At 66.2% G+C, this 20,658-nt stretch carries 15 protein-coding genes; 1 reads left to right on the top strand and 14 read right to left on the bottom strand.

Features of this window, described 5'->3' with window-relative positions:
- Positions 1-49: 49 nt before the first annotated feature.
- From secG to IG171_RS06300, 10 genes are all read right to left on the bottom strand, one after another.
- Positions 50-295, bottom strand: coding sequence for a preprotein translocase subunit SecG (gene secG, locus IG171_RS06345; RefSeq protein ID WP_212130684.1), 246 nt, complete (start codon positions 293-295; stop codon positions 50-52).
- A gap of 43 nt (positions 296-338) precedes the next feature.
- Positions 339-1,124 (bottom strand): triose-phosphate isomerase, encoded by a 786-nt coding sequence (gene tpiA / locus IG171_RS06340; protein WP_212130682.1) that lies wholly within the window; start codon positions 1,122-1,124, stop codon positions 339-341.
- Between the two features lie 14 nt (positions 1,125-1,138).
- Positions 1,139-2,359: a phosphoglycerate kinase gene (locus tag IG171_RS06335; protein ID WP_212130680.1), complete on the bottom strand. Its 1,221-nt coding sequence runs from the start codon at positions 2,357-2,359 to the stop codon at positions 1,139-1,141.
- Complete coding sequence (gap, locus tag IG171_RS06330; protein ID WP_212130679.1) at positions 2,356-3,357, bottom strand: type I glyceraldehyde-3-phosphate dehydrogenase; 1,002 nt, start codon at positions 3,355-3,357, stop codon at positions 2,356-2,358. The genes IG171_RS06335 and gap overlap by 4 nt, the downstream gene beginning before the upstream one ends.
- A 9-nt stretch (positions 3,358-3,366) precedes the next feature.
- Entirely contained in the window at positions 3,367-4,350 is a 984-nt protein-coding gene (gene whiA / locus IG171_RS06325; protein ID WP_212130677.1) for a DNA-binding protein WhiA, read from the bottom strand.
- A gap of 25 nt (positions 4,351-4,375) precedes the next feature.
- Positions 4,376-5,371: a uridine diphosphate-N-acetylglucosamine-binding protein YvcK gene (yvcK, locus tag IG171_RS06320; RefSeq protein WP_212130675.1), complete on the bottom strand. Its 996-nt coding sequence runs from the start codon at positions 5,369-5,371 to the stop codon at positions 4,376-4,378.
- A gap of 1 nt (position 5,372) precedes the next feature.
- On the bottom strand, positions 5,373-6,206 hold the full coding sequence (gene rapZ, locus IG171_RS06315; protein ID WP_212131567.1) for an RNase adapter RapZ: 834 nt from the start codon (positions 6,204-6,206) through the stop codon (positions 5,373-5,375).
- Between the two features lie 140 nt (positions 6,207-6,346).
- Positions 6,347-8,206: an excinuclease ABC subunit UvrC gene (uvrC, locus tag IG171_RS06310; RefSeq protein WP_212130673.1), complete on the bottom strand. Its 1,860-nt coding sequence runs from the start codon at positions 8,204-8,206 to the stop codon at positions 6,347-6,349.
- Between the two features lie 5 nt (positions 8,207-8,211).
- A complete protein-coding gene (gene uvrA / locus IG171_RS06305) occupies positions 8,212-11,082 on the bottom strand; it encodes an excinuclease ABC subunit UvrA (RefSeq protein WP_212131566.1) in 2,871 nt (956 codons plus the stop codon).
- A 73-nt stretch (positions 11,083-11,155) separates the two neighbouring features.
- Entirely contained in the window at positions 11,156-13,660 is a 2,505-nt protein-coding gene (locus IG171_RS06300) for a DEAD/DEAH box helicase (protein ID WP_212130671.1), read from the bottom strand.
- 65 nt (positions 13,661-13,725) lie between these two features.
- Here IG171_RS06300 and IG171_RS06295 point away from each other — a divergent pair, with 65 nt between their 5' ends.
- Positions 13,726-14,016: a YciI family protein gene (locus IG171_RS06295; protein WP_212130669.1), complete on the top strand. Its 291-nt coding sequence runs from the start codon at positions 13,726-13,728 to the stop codon at positions 14,014-14,016.
- A gap of 64 nt (positions 14,017-14,080) precedes the next feature.
- Here the strand turns inward: IG171_RS06295 and IG171_RS06290 are convergent, their stop codons facing one another.
- From IG171_RS06290 to IG171_RS06275, 4 genes are all read right to left on the bottom strand, one after another.
- A complete protein-coding gene (locus IG171_RS06290) occupies positions 14,081-15,139 on the bottom strand; it encodes a TerC family protein (RefSeq protein WP_212130667.1) in 1,059 nt (352 codons plus the stop codon).
- A 223-nt stretch (positions 15,140-15,362) separates the two neighbouring features.
- Complete coding sequence (uvrB, locus tag IG171_RS06285) at positions 15,363-17,495, bottom strand: excinuclease ABC subunit UvrB (protein ID WP_249204129.1); 2,133 nt, start codon at positions 17,493-17,495, stop codon at positions 15,363-15,365.
- A gap of 63 nt (positions 17,496-17,558) precedes the next feature.
- Positions 17,559-18,749 (bottom strand): dephospho-CoA kinase, encoded by a 1,191-nt coding sequence (gene coaE / locus IG171_RS06280; protein ID WP_212130665.1) that lies wholly within the window; start codon positions 18,747-18,749, stop codon positions 17,559-17,561.
- Between the two features lie 9 nt (positions 18,750-18,758).
- Positions 18,759-20,651 (bottom strand): hypothetical protein, encoded by a 1,893-nt coding sequence (locus IG171_RS06275; protein ID WP_249204127.1) that lies wholly within the window; start codon positions 20,649-20,651, stop codon positions 18,759-18,761.
- Between the last annotated feature and the right edge of the window lie 7 nt (positions 20,652-20,658).

Raw genomic sequence — 20,658 nt, 5'->3', positions numbered from 1 at the left:
CCGAATCGGTCGGGGTCCTTCACATGTTCGAAGCGGTGCCGCCTCAGTCTCAGCCGTTGAAGCGGGTGAGGATGCCGAGCAGGATGATGCAGGCGGCCCACACGATCGCCATGAGCGTGGTGAACCGGTTGAGGTTGCGTTCGGCCACTCCCGACGACCCGAGCGAGGAGGACATTCCACCGCCGAACATGTCGGACATGCCACCGCCCTTGCCCTTGTGCATGAGGATCAGCAGGGTGAGGAAGATGCTCGTGAGCACGAGCAGGGCGATGAGGATGATGTTGAGGATTTCCACGTCGGATTCAACCTATGTTTCGTCGAGTGATTCGTCTGTCAGTCTACTTCGCGACCGCGGCCTTGCACAAAGCGGCGAAGTCGGGGCCGCTGAGGCTCGCGCCGCCGACGAGCGCGCCGTCGACATCCGCTGAAGCCACGATCTCGGCCACATTGGCGGTCTTGACGGATCCGCCGTAGAGGATCCGTGTGGATTCGGCCAGACCGGTGCCGAACTTCTCACCGATCCGTGCCCGGATCGCCGTGGCCATCTCGGCGGCGTCCGCGGCGGTGGCGGTTTCACCGGTGCCGATGGCCCAGACCGGTTCATAGGCGATGACGAGGCCGTCGAGTTCATCGGCGGTGAATCCGGCCAGCGACTCGTCGAGCTGACCGAGTGTGAAGTCGATGTGCGTCCTGTCCTGGCGCTGCTGCAGGGACTCCCCCACGCAGACGATCGGGGTCAGCTCTGTCTCGACGGCGGCCCGCAGCTTCGCGGCCACGGTCTCGTTCGTCTCATGGTTGTCCGCTCGCCGCTCGCTGTGTCCGATGACGACATAGCTGCAGCCCAGTCGCGACAGGAAGCTGGCTGCGATCTCCCCCGTATGTGCGCCGGGCGCGTGCTGCGAGACATCCTGCGCGCCGTATTTCAGCCACAGCTTGTCGCCTTGGACGAGGGTCTGCACGGAACGGATATCGGTGAACGGCGGGATCACGACGACTTCGCACGCGCTGTCGTCGAGTTTCGCGTCCTCCAGGGCCCAGGCGAGCTTCTGGACGCTGGAGATCGCTTCGAGGTGGTCGTGGTTCATCTTCCAGTTGCCTGCCAGCAGCAGGGTGCGGTCGCTCATAGTTGTCCTCTTCCTCACGCGAGTGCTTCGAGTCCGGGCAGGGTCTTGCCTTCGAGATATTCGAGGCTGGCGCCTCCGCCCGTGGAGATGTGGCCGAAATCGTCATCGGCGAATCCGAGGCTGCGCACAGCCGCCGCCGAGTCACCGCCGCCGACGACGGTCAGGCGCTCCTGCTCGGCGGTGCCCGTTGCCCCGGTCAGGGCCGTGGCAACGGCCTTCGTGCCGGCGGCGAAGGCCGGGAATTCGAACACGCCCATCGGACCGTTCCAGAACACGGTCGTCGAATCCGCGATGATCTTCGCGTAGGCCTGGGCGGATTCGGGGCCGATGTCGAGACCGAGCCCGTCGGTCCCGGCGGGGGTGGATTCGAGTTCCGACACCGGCCGCACCCAATGCTCGGCATCGGCTGAGAAGGACGCGGCCATGGTGATGTCGGTGGGCAGCACGATGCGGGCCCCACCCGCCTGCGAGCGTTCGAGATAGCCTTTGACGTCGTCGATGCGGTCGGTCTCGACCAGGCTGGATCCGATGTTGTGGCCGAGCGCGGCGAGGAAGGTGAAGACCATTCCCCCGCCGATGAGGAGGTTGTCGGCGCGATCGATGAGATTGTCGATCACCCCGAGCTTGTCCGAGACCTTGGAACCGCCGAGGACGACGGTGAACGGCGGGGCGGGATCGTTGAGCAGCCGATCGCTGACCTCGACCTCGGCCCGGACGAGCGAGCCCGCGTAGTGCGGCAGGAGGGCGGCGATGTCGAACACCGAGGCCTGCTTGCGGTGGACGACGCCGAATCCGTCGGAGACGAAGTCATCGGCCAGCTCGGCCAGCTGACCGGCGAAGTCCCGGCGTTCGGCTTCGTCCTTCGACGTCTCCCCCGGGTTGAATCGCAGGTTCTCGAGCAGCAGCACCTCACCGGCCTCGAGCTCAGCGGCCTTCGCCCGTGCCTCGTCTCCGACGGTGTCGGCGGCGAAGGCGACCTCCCGGTCGATGGCCGCGGCGAGCTCGGGGACGATCGGCAGCAGGGAGAACTGCGGATCCGGCTGTCCCTTCGGACGCCCGAGGTGGGACATGACGATGACCCTGGCGCCGGCCTCGGCGAGTTCGCGGATCGTCCCGGCCGAGGCCAGCACCCGGCCCCGGTCGGTGATCACGCCGTCGTCCATCGGCACGTTGAGATCGCTGCGGACCAGCACCGTGCGGCCGGCGAAGATCCCTGGGTCGTCGTATGTCCTCATGAGTCCCTTTCGCTGAGAATGAAGCTGACCATGTCCTTGAGCCGGTTCGTATAGCCCCACTCGTTGTCGTACCAGGCCACGACCTTGATCTGCTGGCCCACAGCCATGGTCAGCTGGGAGTCGACGATCGCCGAGGCGGTGGTGCCGACGATATCGGTGGAGACGAGTTCGTCGGTGGAGTATTCGAGGTAAGGCGAACTGGCCGCGGCTCGTGCGAGCACCTCGTTGACCTCTTCGACGGTGGTCTCGCGGCTGGGGGTGAAGGTGAAGTCGATGATCGATCCGGCGGGCACGGGCACGCGCACGGCCAGTCCGTCGAGCTTGCCGGCCAAGTGCGGCATCACCCTGCCGACGGTGCGCGCGGCTCCCGTTGTGGTGGGCACGATGTTGACGGCGGCGGCGCGGGCCCGACGCACGTCCCGGTGGGGACCGTCGACGAGCATCTGGTCGCCGGTATAGGCGTGGACGGTGTTGAGCAGTCCGGCCTCGACGCCGATGGAGTCATCGACGGCCTTGACGACGGTGGCCATGCAGTTCGTCGTGCACGAGGCGTTCGAGACCACGGTGTGCTGGTCGGGGTCGAAGTCGGTTTCGTTGACGCCCATGACGAAGGTCGCATCGACGTCCTTGCCCGGTGCCGAGAGCACGACCGTGCCCACGGACCCGCCGAGGTGAGCCTCGGCCTGGTCCCGCCGTGTGAACCGGCCGGTGGACTCGACGACGAGTTCGACCTCGTGGGCCGACCAGTCGATGCTGCCGGGATCGGCCTGGCTGAACACCGTCACCGTCCGACCGTCGACGGACAGCCAGTCCTCGGCGGTCTCGACCGTGTGGTCGAAGCGCGGCCACACGGAGTCATGGGTGAGCAGGTGGGCCAGAGTCGCGGTGTCGGTGAGATCGTTGATGGCGACGACTTCGAAGTCGCTTCCGGGTTCGAGGGACAGGCGGAACAGGGCTCGGCCGATGCGGCCGAAGCCGTTGATGGCGATTCGTCTCATGCCTCGATCCTAGCGATCTTCGAGCATTTCCGGGGTCAGACTGGCTTCCGTGCCGGGAATTCCCAGTTCTTCCGCATGCTTGTCCGCCGTCGACAGCAGGCGTCGGATCCGCCCGGCCACCGCGTCCTTCGTCATCGGCGGATCGGCCAGCTGCCCGAGCTCCTCCAACGAGGCCTGCTTGTGCGTCACGCGCAGCTGCCCGGCGTAGCGGAGGTGTTCGGGAACGTCGTCGCCGAGGATCTCCAGGGCCCGTTCGACGCGGGCGCCGGCGGCCACGGCCGCGCGTGCCGAGCGTCGCAGGTTCGCATCGTCGAAGTTCGCCAGTCGGTTGGCCGTGGCCCGGACCTCACGGCGCATGCGGCGCTCCTCCCAGACCAGCACTGCGCTGTGGGACCCCATGCGGGTGAGCAGGGCGGAGATGTCGTCGCCGTCGCGGATGACCACGCGATCGACGCCGCGGACCTCGCGGGCCTTCGCGCTCAGTCCGAGTCGGCGGGCGGCACCGACGAGCGCCAGGCCCGCCTCGGGGCCGGGACAGGTGACTTCGAGGGCCGAGGAGCGGCCGGGCTCGGTCAGCGAACCGTGGGCGAGGAAGGCTCCCCGCCAGGCGGCCTCGGCGTCGGCGACGGATCCGTTGACGATGGCCGAGGGCAGACCGCGCACGGGTCTGCCCCGGTTGTCGACGAGCCCGGTCTGGCGGGCCAGGGCCCCGCCGTCGCGGGTCACGCGCAGCAGGTAGCGGTTCGAGCGGCGGATGCCGGCGGCATTGATGACGACGATATCGGCATGCTGGCCGTAGAGTTCCTTGATCTCGGACCGCAGCCGCTTCGCTGCCTGAGCGGTGTCGAGTTCGGCTTCGAGCACGATCGAGCCGTTGACCAGGTGCAGCGCGGAGGAGAACCGGAAGATCGAGGACACCTCGGCCTTGCGCGCGGAGGTGCGGGTGATCTTCACGCGCGCCAATTCGTCCTTGACCTGAGCGGTCAGTGCCATAGCTCGTCCTCCTGCACCTGAATTCCTACCACTGCTCGGCGACGCCGATCCCGGCGTCCAACAACATGTCACGGTAGCATGCCGCGAGTTTGAGGCTGTCATGCTGTCCCTGCCTCCGAGAGCGCAAGGGACGTTGCCAGAGTTTGGCATTGAACATGTCCACTGCCCGCTGAGCCAGATCCGGTTCGAGTGCGGTGGCCGCCTCGTCGACGAGGACGTAGTCGAGCCTCAGGGACGGAGCGTGGCGGTGCAGGGACACGAGATGCTCGCCGAGGCTGAGGTCCCGGGTCTCGCCGTCGCTGGAACTGAGGTTGAGGGTGAGGGATTTCACCGCGCCCGAGTCGACGATGGCCTCGGCCAGTGAGGGCACGAGCAGGTGGGGCATGACCGAGGTGTACCAGGATCCGGGCCCGAGGTTGAGCACCTCGGCCTCCTGGACCGCTTCGACGGTCTCGTACCGGGCCGGCGGGGCGGCCGGGTCGAGGCGCACGGTCTCCACATGTCCCAGGGTGGAGGCGAGCACGGACTGCCCGCGAACGACCTGGAAGGAGCCGGGGAACTTCACATCGGCTTCGATCGTCAGCGGCACCGACGACATCGGCAGCACGCGTCCGTGTGCGCGCAGCAGGCGAGCCATCCAGTCGAGCCCGGCCACGTGGTCGCCGTGGATCTGCCACAGCGCGGCGATGAGCAGATTGCCGACGGCGTGGCCGGACAGTTCGCCCTCGGATTCGAAGCGGTGCTGGATGACATCGCGCCAGGTCTGTCCCCAGGTGCCGTCATCGCACAGTGCCGCCAGCGCCATCCGCAGGTCACCGGGCGGAAGTCCGCCGAGCTCGTCGCGCAGTCGGCCCGACGATCCGCCGTCATCGGCGACGGTGACGACGGCGGTGAGCTCCTCGGTCAGCAGGCGGAAGGCGCGCAGTGCGGCATAGAGGCCGTGTCCGCCGCCGAAGGAGACGATGTTCGGTCCTTCGTTCTGTGTCCCCGGTGTGATGACGGGGAGGTCTTCGGTCTCCATATCATTCTCGTCCCAGATCGCGGTGGCGCACCGTCACGGGGATGCCGGTCTGTGCGGAGAGCAGCTGGCCCACGCGTTCGCTGATCGCCACCGAACGGTGCTTGCCGCCGGTGCAGCCGATGCCGATCATCGCATAGCCGCGTCCTTCGTGCAGGTAGCCTTCGGCGACGGTGGACAGGGTCGCCGCATAGCGGTCGATGAATTCCTCGGCGCCGTTCTGCTCGAGCACGAAGCTCGCGACATCGGAGTCGAGTCCATTGTGGCCGCGCAGGTGCGGGATCCAGTACGGATTGGGCAGGAAGCGGACATCGGCGATGTGGTCGGCGTCCTTGGGCAGGCCGTATTTGAAGCCGAAGCTCATCACGGTCAGCCTCAGCGGCGGGGTGTCGTCATCGCTGAAGCGCTTGCGCACCTCGGCCGAGAGCTGATGGACGTTGAGATCCGAGGTGTCGACGATGATGTCGGCCCGATGCTTGAGGGGCTCGAGCTGTGCCCGTTCGGCTTCGATGCCGTCGAGGAGGGTGCCCTCTCCCTGCAGCGGGTGGGGCCGCCTGGTCGATTCGAATCGGCGGACGAGGACCTCATCGGAGGCTTCGAGATAGACGATCCGCAGCGACAGTCCCTGGTCGAGGAAGTCCGAGATCGTCTCCTGCAGCTCCGTGTACTTCGTGCGTCCCTTGGCGTCGATGACGATGGCGATCTTCGGCAGGGCGCCATCGGCCCGGGCGACGAGTTCGACCAGTGGTCGCATCATCTGCGGCGGCAGATTGTCCACGACGTACCAGTCCATGTCTTCGAGCACATTGGCCACGGTTGTCCGGCCGGCACCGGACATGCCGGTGACGAGCACCACCTCGATGGGGTGGTCGGAACCGTCCGGCTGGGCCTGTGTCGTCACTCGTCCTCCTCTGTCCGTGCCCGTCGGGTGCCGGGCACTGCATCTTTCAGCACTACTCTAAGCCAGATTCGAACCTCTCAGTCGGCCATCGCCTCAACGATCTTCGCGGCCAGGGCGGGACCGATCCCCTTGACCTCGCAGATCTCCTCGGCCGTGGCGGCCCGGACCTTCTTCACGGAGCCGAAGTGCCGGAGCAGAGCGGTGCGTTTGGACTCTCCCAGACCGGGGATGTCATCGAGGACCGAGCTCGTCATCGCCTTCGCCCGTTTGGACCGGTGGTAGGTGATGGCGAAGCGGTGGGCCTCATCGCGCAGCCGCTGCATGAGGAACAGTCCCTCTGAGTTGCGGGGCAGGATGACCGGGAACGGATCCTCGGGCATCCAGATCTCCTCCAGGCGCTTGGCCAAACCGACCACGGAGACGTCGACGACGCCGAGGTCGGTCAGTGCCTTCGTGGCGGCTGCGACCTGGGGGCCGGCACCATCGACGACGAGGAGGCTGGGCCGGTAGCCGAATCGCTCATCGGGCTCATCGGCACCCATCTGTTCGAGGTAGCGGCTGAACCGGCGGGAGACGACGTCGTACATCGAGGCCGTGTCGTCGGCGGCGGCTTCCCCGTGGATGGCGAAGTGCCGGTAGTCGCGCTTCTTGGCCATCCCGTCCTCGAACACGACGAGGGAGGCGACGACGTTCGACCCCTGCGTGTGCGAGATGTCGATGCACTCGATGCGCAGCGGAGCCTCGGGCAGGCCGAGGTGTTCCTGGATCTCCTTGAGCGCCTGGCTGCGGGTGGTCAGGTCCGAGGAGCGTTTGAGCTTGTGCTGGACGAGCGCTTCCTTCGCGTTCTTCGTCACGGTCTCCAGCACGGCCTTCTTCTCTCCCCGCTCGGGCACGCGCACCGTCACTCGGGAACCGCGCAGCTGTCGCAGCCAGCTCTCCAGGGAGTCGAGATCCGCCGGCAGGGTGTCGACGAGGATCTCCTTCGGGATCGCTTCGGGGTCGAGGCCGGAATACGCCTGGCGCAGGTAGTCGGTGGTCAGTTCCGCCGGGGTGTGATCGTCTGAGCGTTCGATGATCCATCCGCGTTGGCCGCGGATGCGTCCCTGCCGGACGTGGAAGACCTGCACGGAGGCCTCGAGTTCTTCGGTCACGAGGGCGAAGACGTCGCAGTCGGCGCTGACGGACAGGACAACGGCGGATTTGTCGAGGACCTTCTGCAGAGCGGTGATCTCGTCGCGCAGACGAGCGGCGCGTTCGTAGTCGAGGTCGGCCGCGGCGGCCGCCATCTCCTTCTGCCGGTAGCTGATGAATCGGCCGGTGTTTCCGGACATGAAGTCCGAGATGCTGCGGGCCAGTTCCCGGTGCTCCTCCTTGCCGATGTGACCGACGCAGGGAGCCGCGCATTTGTCGATGTAGCCGAGCAGGCAGGGGCGACCGCTGCGTTCGGCACGACGGTAGACGCCGGGGGTGCAGGTGCGCATCGGGAAGGCCTTGAGCAGCAGGTCCAGCGTATCCTTGATGGCCCACACCTGGGCGAAGGGGCCGAAGTACTTGATGCCCTTGCGACGCTTCCCGCGGGTTATATAGGCCCGCGGAACCTCCTCGTTCATCGTGATCGCAAGGTAGGGGTAGGACTTGTCGTCGCGGAACATGACGTTGAACCGCGGTTTGTATTCGTTGATCCACGTCCACTCGAGCTGGAGGGCTTCGACCTCGGTGTCGACGACGGTCCACTCCACGGAGTTCGCGGTATGGACCATCGTCGAGGTCCGCGGATGCAGCTGGGCGGGATTCGAGAAGTACGAGTTGAGCCGATTGCGGAGGTTCTTCGCCTTCCCGACGTAGATCACCCGCCGGTCGGGGTCCCGGAACTTGTAGACCCCGGCCGAGGTGGGGATCGACCCCGTGGCCGGACGGTAGCTGGAGGGTTCTGGCATTCGGATCAGGATTGGAGCATCGGTTTGAGGAATCGACCGGTGTGCGATGCGGCCACCTCGGCGACCTCCTCGGGTGTGCCCTGGGCGACGACCTGGCCGCCGCCGCGACCGCCTTCGGGACCGAGGTCGATGATGTGGTCGGCGTTGCCGATGACATCGAGGTTGTGTTCGATGACGATGACCGTGTTGCCCTTGTCGACGAGCCCCTGGAGGACCTTCAGCAGCTTCGAGATGTCCTCGAAGTGCAGACCCGTCGTCGGCTCGTCGAGCACGTAGACGGTCCGTCCTCGGGAGCGCTTCTGCAGTTCGGCGGCGAGCTTCACCCGCTGCGCCTCACCACCGGACAGGGTCGTGGCCGGCTGTCCGAGGCGGACGTAGCCGAGCCCGACCTCGACGAGGGTCTTCAGGTGCCTGGAGATCGCAGGGATCGCGGCGAAGAAGTCACTGGCCTCCTCGATGGGCATATCGAGGACCTCGGCGATGTTCTTGCCCTTGAACGTGACTTCGAGGGTCTCCCGGTTGTAGCGGGCCCCGTGGCAGACCTCGCAGGGCACGTAGACATCGGGCAGGAAGTTCATCTCGATCTTGATCGTGCCGTCGCCGCTGCAGTTCTCGCAGCGTCCGCCCTTGACGTTGAAGGAGAAGCGTCCCGGCAGATAGCCGCGGACCTTCGCCGACTCGGTCTCGGCGAACAGGCGGCGCACATGGTCGAAGACTCCCGTGTAGGTGGCAGGGTTCGACCGCGGAGTGCGCCCGATCGGCGACTGGTCGACGTGGACGACCTTGTCGAGGTTCTCCAGACCGGTCACCCGTTTGTGGCGTCCGGGCACCCGCGAGGCGCCGTTGAGGACATTGGCCATCTGGGTGTAGAGGATCTCGTTGATCAGGGTGGACTTGCCCGAACCCGAGACGCCGGTGACGACGGTGAGGAGTCCGAGCGGGACGGAGACGGTGACATCGCGCAGATTGTTCTCCACCGCCTTCTCGACGGTGACCATCCGGTCCCTGTCGACGGGACGGCGGGCCGGCGGGATCTGGATCTCACGGCGACCGGCCAGGTAGTCGCCGGTGATCGAGCCCGCCGCGTCCTTGAGCCCGGACACGGGGCCGGCATAGACGACCTCTCCCCCGTGTTCGCCGGCGCCGGGACCGATGTCGACGATCCAGTCGGCGGATTCGATGGTGTCCTCGTCGTGCTCGACCACGATGAGGGTGTTGCCGAGGTCCTTGAGCTTGTTGAGCGTTTCGATCAGCCGACGGTTGTCGCGTTGGTGCAGACCGATCGAGGGCTCGTCGAGGACGTAGAGGACACCGACCAGTCCCGAGCCGATCTGAGTGGCCAGACGGATGCGCTGGGCCTCACCGCCGGAGAGTGTGCCGGCGGCGCGATTGAGGCTGAGGTAGTCGAGACCGACGTCGAGGAGGAACCCGAGCCGGGCATTGATCTCCTTCATCACCTGGGCGGCCACGGCGGCGTCCCGGTCGCTGAGTTCGAGCGAGCCGAGGAATTCGGCGGCCTCGTCGAGCGCCAGTTCACACACCTCGGCGATGGAGCGGCCACCGACTCTGACCGCGAGGATCTCGGGTTTGAGACGGCTGCCTTGGCAGCTGGCGCAGGGGATCTCGCGCATATAGGACTCATAGCGTTCCCGCGACCAGTCCGATTCGGTCTCCTCGTGTTTGCGCTGGATGTACTGGTAGACCCCTTCGAACCCGGTCGAATAGGTGCGTTCCCGTCCGAAGCGGTTTCGGTACTTGACGTGGACCTTGTAGTCCTTGCCGGTCAGGATCGCGGTCTTCGCCGCTTTCGGCAGCTTCTTCCACGGCGTCTTCATATCGAAGCCGAGCTCGTCCCCGAGCCCCTTGAGCAGACGGTTGAAGTACTTCGAGGCCTGTTTGCCGCCCGACCAGGGGGCGATGGCACCGGCACCGAGGCTGAGATCCTCATCGGGCACGACGAGGCTCTCGTCGACCTGCAGGCGGGTGCCGATGCCGTCACAGGTGGGACAGGCGCCGAAGGGAGAGTTGAAGGAGAACGAGCGCGGTTCGATCTCGTCGATCGTCAGCGGATGCTCGTTCGGGCACGACATGTGCTCGGAGAAGGTGCGGGTCCTGCCCTCGTCGACGAGGTCGATGTCGATGCGGCCCTCGGCCAGGCCCAGCGCGGTCTCGACGGAGTCGGTCAGTCGCGGGCGCATGCCCGGCTTCGCCACGAGCCGGTCGACGACGACGGAGATCGTGTGCTTGTACTGCTTCTCCAGGGTGGGCGGTTCGGTCAGGCTGATCTGCTCGCCGTCGACGATGGCGCGGGAGAAGCCCTTGGTCTGCAGATCCGTGAACAGGTCGACGAATTCGCCTTTGCGTGAGCGCACGACGGGGGCGAGGACGAGGAACTTCGTGCGCTCTTCGAGCTCGAGCAGCTGGTCGACGATCTGCTGCGGGGTCTGCTTCGTGATCACCTTACCGCACACGGGGCAGTGGGGGATGCCGATGCGCGCCCACAGCAGGCGCAGGAAGTCGTAGACCTCGGTGATCGTGCCGACGGTCGAGCGCGGATTGCGCGACGTCGACTTCTGGTCGATCGACACCGCCGGAGACAGCCCTTCGATGAAGTCGACATCGGGTTTGTCCACCTGACCGAGGAACATGCGGGCATAGGAGGACAGGGATTCGACATAGCGCCGCTGCCCCTCGGCGAAGATCGTGTCGAAGGCCAGGGATGACTTGCCGGATCCGGACAGGCCGGTGAACACGACCATGGAGTCGCGCGGCAGGGCGATCTCGACGTTCTTGAGATTGTGCGCCCTGGCACCCTTGACCCACAGGGTGTCGAGATGGGAGACGCCTGTCACTTGCTCACCGTTATTGGTTTTCATCACCTGACCACTGTATTACTCGGCACTGACATTGCGGATTCGCGGGTGCGAGCCCAGCTCCTTGACCCGGTGCTCACCGACCGACGCCGATCTCTGCCACGGACACGATGCGCAGCACGATGTCTCCGGCTTCGTCGCTGGCGTCCACGTCCACCTCAGCGTCGATGGCCCAGTCGCGGTTGTCCTCGGGATCGGCCAGGATCTGCCGGACGTTCCACGTGTGGGAACCGGGTTCGATGTCGATATATTCCCGTCCCCGCGCCTCTGAGTCCGTTCGCAGGTCACCGTACTCGTCGTAGAAGTCCTCGATCGCGTCCTCCCAGGCGCGGGCGTCGAAACCGGAGTCGGCGTCGAGCCGGCCCAGCTCCGCGTAGTCGGCGCGTTCGGCCAGGAGCACGCGGTGGAACAGCGCATTGCGGATCTCGGCGGTGAACACCTTCGTGTTTTCGGAGAAGCGGCGATCGAGATCGGGCAGCTCCTCGTCGGCGAACTCCGTCGGATCGAGTCCCTGCAGGGTCCGCCATTCGTCGAGCAGGGAGGAGTCCGTGCGGGCGATGGTCTCTCCCAGCCATTCGATGATGGTCGAGAGTTCCTCCGTCCGGTCATCGAATGGCACATTGTGCAGAAGCGCCCGGTAGACGTCGGTGAGGTAGCGCAGCAGGCTGCCCTCGGCCCGGGTGAGGCGGTAGTAGCCGACGAACTGGGTGAAGCCCATGGCCTGTTCCAGCATGTCGCGGACGATCGACTTCGGTTCGAAGCCGCCGCCGCGCAGCCACGGATGGGTCTCGACGAAGTGCTCGAAGGCCGGTTCGAGGACCTCGGCCAGGGGCGCGGGGCCTTCGATCTCGTCGAGGATGGCCATGCGTTCGGTGTAGTCGACGCCTTCGGCCTTGAGCTCCGCGAGGGTGTCGGACTTGATCCGATCGAGCTGGCCCTTGAGCACCTGGAACGGCACCGATGTGGTCGATTCGACGATGGAGACCACGTCGAGGGCGTAGGTCTCGTCGTCTTCGCTGATCAGCTCGAGGGCCGCGAGCACGAATGGGGCCAAGGGCTGGTTGAGGGCGAATTGGGGTCCGAGGTCCTCGGTGGGCACGAGTTCGTCGCCCCTGACCTCGATCAGGCCCGCATCGATGAGCGAGCGTCCGATGCTGATCGCCGTGAGTTTGAGGTCGAGTCGGCGTTCCCGGCTCTCGTGGGTCTTGTCGATGAAGTCGCTGATGGTCGACACATCGCAGCCGGGGCGGGCGACGAGGTTGAGCACCGTCGAATGGTCGATCTTCATCCGCGGGCGCAGAGTCTCGGATTCGCCTTCGATGAGTTTCGTGAAGGTCTCCTCCGACCAGCCGACGAATCCGGCCGGGGCGGCCTTCTTCTTGACCTTCTTCCTCTTCTTCTTGTCATCGTTCGCGGCCTTCGCTTCGGCCTTGAGGTTGTCGATGACGTGTTCGGGCGCCTGGGCGATGACGTAGCCGCGGGTGTCGAATCCGGCCCGCCCGGCCCGTCCGGCCAGCTGCTGGAATTCGCGGACGCTGAGCCTGCGCATCCGGCGGCCGTCGAACTTCGTCAGTCCGGTCAGCAGCACGGAGCGGATGGGCACGTTGATGCCGACGCCGAGGGTGTCGGTGCCGGAGATGACCAGCAGCAGGCCCTTGAGTGCGAGCTGTTCGATGAGCCGTCGGTACTTCGGCAGCATGCCCGCGTGGTGGACGCCGACTCCGTGGAGGAGCAGTTTGCGCAGGCTCTGTCCGAACCCCTTGCCGAAGGTGAAGCCCTTGATGGCTGCGGCGACAGCGGCCTTCTGCTCTTTCGAGGCCAGATCGACCGACAGGAGATTCGTGGCCAGATCGACCGCGCCGTTCTGCGAGTAGGAGACGACGTAGACCGGGGCCTTGTCGTGGCGGACGAGTCTGCGCAGGGTGTCCGAGAGCGTATCGGTGGAGTATTCGTATTCGAGCGGGACCGGCCTGGTCGCCGAGGTGACCACGGACGAATCGCGTCCGGTCGTGTCCTCCATGGTCCGGCAGATGTCGCTGGTGTCGCCGAGGGTCGCGGACATGAGCACGAACTGCGCCTGCGGCATCTCGAGCAGCGGCACCTGCCAGGCCCATCCTCGTGCGGGGTCGGCGACATAGTGGAATTCGTCCATGACGACCATTCCCGCATCGAGCGTCCCTCCCTCGCGCAGGGCCTGGTTGGCCAGGATCTCCGCGGTGGCGCAGATGACGGGAGCTTCGCCGTTGACCGTCGAGTCGCCGGTGATCATGCCGACGTTCTCGGCCCCGAAGGCCTCGATGAGTGAGAAGAACTTCTCGCTGACCAGCGCCTTCAGCGGAGCCGTGTAGTAGGCCCGGATGCCGCGGGTGAACGACTGGTAGAGGGCGAAGAGGGCGACCAGCGATTTGCCGGACCCGGTCGGGGTGGCCATGATCGTGTTGTCGCCGGCGAGGATGGTCAGGAAGGCCTCATCCTGGGCCGGGTAGGGTTCGACACCGATCTCGGCGCAGTACTCGCCGAAGGATTCGTAGATGGTGTCGTCGTCAGCGAATTCCGCTGGGATCTCCTGCAATCTGGCCACGCTGATGCACAGACCTTTCCGATTAGACTGGTTCCATCCTATTGCCCGACACCCAGGAGTCACATATGCCGGTCTTCGCCGTCACTTACACCTATGGTCCCGACACCGATTCGCGCATGGAGCATCGCCCGGCGCATCGTCAGTGGCAGTCGCAGATGCACGAGGCCGGGACCATCCTCGCCTCGGGCCCGTTGGACGATGAGCCGCAGCCGGGCGGTCTGCTGCTCATGCAGGCTGCTGACCGGGCTGAGATCGAGCGGCTGCTCACGGGTGACCCCTATGCCTCGGTCGGCGTCATCGAGGACACGGCGATCCGGCAGTGGACCCCGGTGTTCGGTCCCTTCGCTCAGGACTGAATCTCCGCGACACGACCGGAGCCCTCTCGTCCACTCGAGAGGGCTCCGGTCGTCGGGTGTGGGATCAGGATTCTTCGGTCTCGGACGATTCGGGTCCGGCCTCGCGGAACGGGATGCCGTCCCGGTTCATCTTGATCAGCGACGCGATCGTCGCGACCGCCATGGCCACGACGATGAAGGACAGCGACAGCCAGGTCGGCACCTCGGGGATCGAGTGTCCCCAGGCGAGGAATTCCCAGTCCGACTCGTGGAGAGCGTGGACGAAGAGCTTGATGCCGATGAATGCGAGGATCGCCGCGATTCCGTAGTGGAGGTAGACGAGTTTGTCGACGAGTCCGCCCAGGAGGAAGTAGAGCTGACGCAGTCCCATGAGGGCGAAGACGTTCGCTGTGAAGACGAGGAACGCACTCTGTGTGACACCGAAGATCGCGGGGATCGAGTCGAGCGCGAACATGACGTCGGTCGAGCCGATCGCGAGGAAGACGATGAACATCGGAGTCCAGTACTTCTTGCCGTCGTCGAGGGTGACCCGCAGGCTGTTGCCGTGGTATTCGTCGACGACGTTGATCCGCTTGCGGAGGAAGCGGATGAGGCCGTTCTCGCCGTCTCCCTCGTCCTCATCGCTGAATGCCTGTCGGTAGGCGACGACGAGGAGGAAGATGCCGAAGATGAAGAAGACCTCGACGAAGGCGCTGATGATCGCCGCACCGGCGAGGATGAAGAGGCCGCGGAAGATGATGGCGATGATGATGCCCACCATGAGCACTTCCTGCTGGTACTTGCGCGGCACCGAGAAGCTTCCCATGATGATGATGAAGACGAAGAGATTGTCGATGCTCAGCGAGTACTCGAGCAGCCAGCCAGTGAGGAACTCGCTGCCGTGCTGCGCGTCGCCGATCGCGAACAGGGAGGCTGCGAAGACCAGCGCCAGCGCGACGTAGAAGCCCACCCAGATGCCGGCCTCTCGCATTGAGGGCACGTGCGGGCGCTTGACGACGAGGAGCAGATCGAACAGGAGGATCGCGACCACCGCGATGCTCGAACTGATCATGAACCACAGTGGGATCGGCGATTCGCTCGCCGCACCGCCGCCTGCGGCCAGGATGGAGGACAGGATATCCATGGGTGCCTTTCGTGGTGAAGGAGATGTCTCCGTGCCGAAAGTCTCTCCCACGCTGTAACCACTCGCAGTGGCGGCGTGCGCTCCGTGCCCGGACCCCCGCAGGAGTCGTGGTGACGATCACAGATGGACGGGATACTCCCTTTCGCCAGCACACCAGTATAAACATGCCGGCGCGCCGGCGGGGCTCACCGACCGTCGTCGGCGGGCCCCGCCGCGGGTGTGTTCAGGCGTGGCCGGCCTCCTTCATCTGCCGCAGCTCCTGTTTGAGCTCGGAGAGCTCATCGCGCAGACGAGCGGCGAGTTCGAACTGCAGTTCGGCGGCCGCCGAATGCATCTGGGAGGTCAGCGATTCGATGAGCTCGGTGAGATCGGCCGCCGGCGGGCGCAGCGACCCGGCCTTGTTCGCGGCTTCGCGCTGTTCGTCGGTCAGCGTCGAGTTGTAGCCGCGCTTGCCCTTGCCGTAGTCGAATTCGGTCAGCAGCTCGCGCGTGTCCTCGTCTTCGCGCTGCAGGCGCTCGGTGATGTCGGCGATCCGCTTGACCAGCGGTGCCGGATCGATGTCGTGCTCCTTGTTGTAGTCCATCTGGATCGTCCGCCTGCGGTCGGTTTCGTCGATGGCCGTGCGCATGGAGTCCGTGATGGTGTCGGCATACATGTGCACCTGACCGTGCAGGTTGCGGGCCGCACGTCCGATCGTCTGGATCAGGGAGGTCGAGGACCGCAGGAAGCCCTCCTTGTCGGCGTCGAGGATCGCCACCAAGGACACCTCCGGCAGGTCGAGTCCCTCGCGCAGCAGGTTGATTCCGACGAGGACGTCGAACTCTCCGGCACGCAGCTCGGTGAGCAGCTCGACGCGGCGCAGCGTGTCGACGTCCGAGTGGAGGTACTGGACGCGGATGTCGTGTTCGAGCAGATAGTCGGTGAGGTCCTCGGCCATCTTCTTCGTCAGAGTGGTCACGAGCACGCGTTCGTTCGCCTCGACCCGGGTGTTGATCTCGTCGAGCAGGTCGTCGATCTGTCCCTTCGTCGGTTTGACCCTGATCTCCGGGTCGACGAGCCCGGTGGGACGGATGATCTGCTGGACGAAGCCGTTGGAGTTGCCGAGTTCGAAGCTGCCCGGGGTCGCCGAGAGGTACACGGTCTGGCCGACGCGTTCACGGAACTCGTCGAATTTCAGCGGTCGGTTGTCCATGGCGCTGGGCAGGCGGAACCCGTGTTCGACGAGCGTGCGTTTGCGCGACATGTCGCCTTCGTACATGCCTCCGATCTGCGGCACGGTGACATGGGACTCGTCGACGACGAGCAGGAAGTCCTCGGGGAAGTAGTCGAGCAGACAGTTCGGTGCCGACCCGGGTTCACGGCCATCGATGTGGCGCGAGTAGTTCTCGATACCCGAGGTGAACCCCATCGATTCCATCATCTCGAGGTCATAGCTCGTGCGCATCTTCAGCCTCTGGGCCTCGAGGAGCTTGTTCTGGGCCTCGAATTCGCTCAGCCGGTGCTGGAGCTCGTCTTCGATGCCGCTGATGGCCGTGGCCATCCGGTTCTCACCGGCGACGTAGTGGCTGGCCGGGAACACATGGATGGTGTCCTCGTCGCGCACGATCTCCCCCGTCAGCGGGTGCAGGGTCTGGAGGCTTTCGATCTCGTCGCCGAAGAATTCGATCCGCAGAGCCAACTCCTCGTACTGCGGGATGATCTCGACGGTGTCGCCGCGGACCCGGAACGTCCCGCGGGTGAAGGCCATGTCGTTGCGGGCGTACTGCATGGACACGAACCGCTTGAGCAGCTCGTCGCGGTCGATCTCGTCTCCCGTGTGCAGGGTCACCATGCGGTCGACGTATTCCTCGGGCGTGCCGAGTCCGTAGATGCACGAGACCGTCGAGACGACGACCACGTCTCGCCGGGTCAGCAGCGAGTTCGTGGCCGAATGGCGGAGCCGCTCGACTTCGTCGTTGATCGAGGAGTCCTTCTCGATGAACGTGTCCGTCTGCGGCACGTACGCTTCGGGCTGGTAGTAGTCGTAGTAGGACACGAAGTACTCGACCGCGTTGTGCGGCAGCAGCTGACGGAACTCGTTGGCCAGCTGGGCGGCCAGGGTCTTGTTCGGCGCCATGATCAGGGTGGGGCGCTGGACCTGCTCGATCAGCCAGGCGGTCGTCGCGGACTTGCCGGTGCCGGTGGCACCGAGCAGGACGATGTCCCTCTCCCCCGCGTCGAGCCGGTCGGAGATCTCCTGGATCGCCGTCGGTTGGTCACCGGAGGGCGAGTACTCGGAGACGACCTCGAAGGGCGCCACCTCTCGGGTGACGTCGGGACGGTGGCCGATCGCGGGCAGGGGGCGTGCTGAGCTCATGGTCCCAGACTAACGCCGGCCCCTGACATAGAGAATACGGCAGACGGATTCCCGCTGCCCCGCTCAGGCGAAGCTGTCGGGCACCAGTCGTCGCCGCATCGTGAGAAAGTACGGTTCCTTCGCCTCGGCGTAGGTGTTCGTCGCCGCGTGGTTCGCGTCCGGATCGAGCCCCTGAGCCGGCCGGTGCGTCCGTGCGATGAGTTCGCGTTTGAGCTCGAGGTAGTGCTGCCTCTGACCGTCGTCGGTGCGCAGCAGGTCCCGGAAGGCCCGGGCGAAGCGTGCGGCGACGGAGTCCTCGACGCGCACGTGCAGGTTGACCGCGCGCCCCGGGTCCGCGTTCGCGTGGAACCATTTCTCCTCCGTGCCGTCCTCGCCGAGGTGGTCGGCCAGTCGCCGTCCGGGGTATCCGAGTTCGGCCAGCACAGGGGCGAGCTCCTCGGCGGCGGCGAGGTCCGGGACGAGCAGCTGGAGGTCGACGACGTCCTTGGCCGGCAGGCCCGGCACCGAGGTGGAGCCGATGTGTTCGACGGGGAATCGCGCCTCGGTGCCGTAGTTGAGCTTCGCGATCACTCGCTCGGCCTCGCCGGCCCAGTCCCTGTCGGCGGGGTCGATGAGTTCGAGTCGCGGCAGCGGGGCGCGCCGGTGCTGGGCCAAGTTCGCGGCGAAGGGGCGGATCCGGTCGGCGATGAGCTGGCCGACCGTGTCCCGGGTCTGCTCGACCGGACCCGAATTGTCGATGATGACATCACAGGCGCCTCGTCTGGTGTCGTCGTCGGCCTGCCGGGAGATCCGGGCGGCGGCGTCGTCCCGGGCCATGCCGCGGGAGTCCATCAGCCTGCGCAGCCGCACCTCGGCGGGCACATCGACCAGCAGGTTGAGATGGTACGCGGGCGTCATGGAGTTCTCGACCAGCAGCGGCACGTCGTGGACGACGATCTCGGCATCGGCGTGCCGGGCGAAGTGCTCGGCGGTGCGGTCCCGGATGGCAGGGTGCATGAGCCCGTTGAGCTTCTCCGTGTGCTCGGCATCGACGAACGCGGCGGCCGCGAGCCCGGCCCGATCGAGTCCGCCGTCGTCGTCGAGGATCTGTTCGCCGAAGGTCTCGGCGAGCCGGGTGAGCAGGGGCTGGCCGGGGGCGACGACCTCGCGGGCGATGCTGTCGGCATCGATGAGGACTGCCCCGTGGTCGACGAGCATCTGGGACACCGTTGACTTCCCGGCACCGATTCCGCCGGTGAGACCGATTCTCAGCATGTGCTCATCCTACTGATCGAGGCGATAGACCCGCACGCCCTCGCCGGCGAATTCCGGTGCGCCGACGGCCGTGTCGAGGAAGTCCTCATAGTCGCCGTCGTCGCCGGGCAGCAACGGGGCCTCGGGTGCGAGCACGATGTAGTCGACGCCCGCCGCACGCAGGCTCGCGATCGCCGCCAGCACGTCCGGTCCGGTCGGGTCGGGCATATCGGCGCCTTCGAACACGGAAGCGTGGAGCAGGGCGTCGAGCTCGTCCTCGGGGGCGGAGTAGATCACCGGCGAGTTCGGGCTCGAGCCGATGAAGTAGCCGCCGGTCTCCCGGTAGCGGAAACCGCTGACTGCCTGCCACACCATCGCCTCGTCGGCATGGGGCTGCGCCCACGCCAGCGGGCGGGGCAGGGTCTTGACGACCGACCCGGTGGGGATCACCTCGGCGAGAGATTCGGTGTAGAAATCGGGCACCGTCACCTCATGGGCGGTCTGGGGGCCGGGAACCACGCACACGGCCGAGACGACGAGAAGTCCGGTCAGGAGGCGGGCGCGGCGGTGGCGGAGGTGGGCCAAGGACCATTCGAGTCCGATGCCGAGGACGGCGAAGAGGGCGATCGTCGAGTGGAGCACGAGCCGCATGGGCAGGATGTTGTTGAGCACGGGGACGGCCTCGACGAGGGCGTACGGACCCGCCTCGGCGAGCACCCGTCCGTTGAGCAGGATCGGTGACCCCAGGGCGAGGGTGAAGACGAGCAGTCCGGTCGCGGTCGCGATGCGCAGGGGCAGACGGAAGCGCGACCGGCGCGCCAGCCCGATGAGGATGACGAGCGCGGCCAGCAGAGCGGGCACGCCGACATAGGCGCCGAGCTCGGCCGGATCGATGTCCATCACGCGCGGCAGCGGGGACACTCCGCTGCTGAGCCAGGCGGGAGCCGCGGGGACGATGGGGTCGAGCAGATCGGTGTTCCACACACCGTGCGGGCGGATCGTCCCTGCGGGGGCGTTCGCTCCCGCCATGGTCACCAGCAGCGGCACCGCGCACAACAGCGCCAGTGCCCCGGCGATGAGGGAGCCGAAGCCGAGTCTCATCCACGCGTGCACGGTCAGCGACCGGTGCGCGAACACGGCGAGGCAGATGAGGAAGCACAGGGCGGCGAGGAACGTGCCCGCCAGCACCTCGGTGGAGATGTAGAACTGGAAGCCGAGCAGCAGACCGAAACCGAGACCGATCCGCCGCACACGCCGGTTGTGCCACGGCCCAGAGGCTCGCGGGAAAGCGACGTCGGCACCCCCTGCCCCGTGTTCGGGGTCCCCTCTCCCGCGTTCGGGGTCCCCCGTCCCGCGTTCGCGGCCCCCGAGACCGAGGAGAGCGAGGATCGCGACCGCGGTCAGGGGCGGGGTGATCGCCATGGCCAGGTTCGGGTGTCCGCCGAGCTGGGCGATGACGTAGCTGGAGAAACCGACTCCGCCGGCGGCGATGAAGGCCGGCAGACGATGGAGGAAGCGACGGAACAGCACCGCGGTGGCGAGGCTGTTGACCACCGGGATCGCGAGGATGAGCAGGTTGTAGCTGATGATCGGTCCCGCCACCCAGGTCAGGGGCGCAAGCAGGATCGCGATGCCGAGCAGCGAGGTGTTCCAGGCACCGTTGACTCCCCCACCGAGGGCGTTCATCGAGTCGGTGAACAGGAACCCGCCCGTCTGGCCGTGCCCGAAGCCGAGACGGTCGGCGATGACCTGGGCGCCGTGTCCCAGCCACCAGATGAACAGGGACGTGTCGTCGTTGTCGGCAACGACGACTCCGCCCGGATCGGCTGCGACGCTGCCGAAGACGGTGAAGCTGGCCAGGGACAGCAGCAGGGCGAACCACAGCCAGGGCCGCAGCCGCCCGGTGGTCGTGGGCCCATACACAAAAGGC

It is taken from the genome of Brevibacterium sp. SMBL_HHYL_HB1, assembly GCF_018208375.1.
In the GTDB taxonomy this organism is placed as follows: domain Bacteria; phylum Actinomycetota; class Actinomycetes; order Actinomycetales; family Brevibacteriaceae; genus Brevibacterium; species Brevibacterium intestinavium.
The sequence above is the reverse complement of the archived record's forward strand: the minus strand, read 5'-3'. Positions and strand labels throughout refer to the sequence as shown.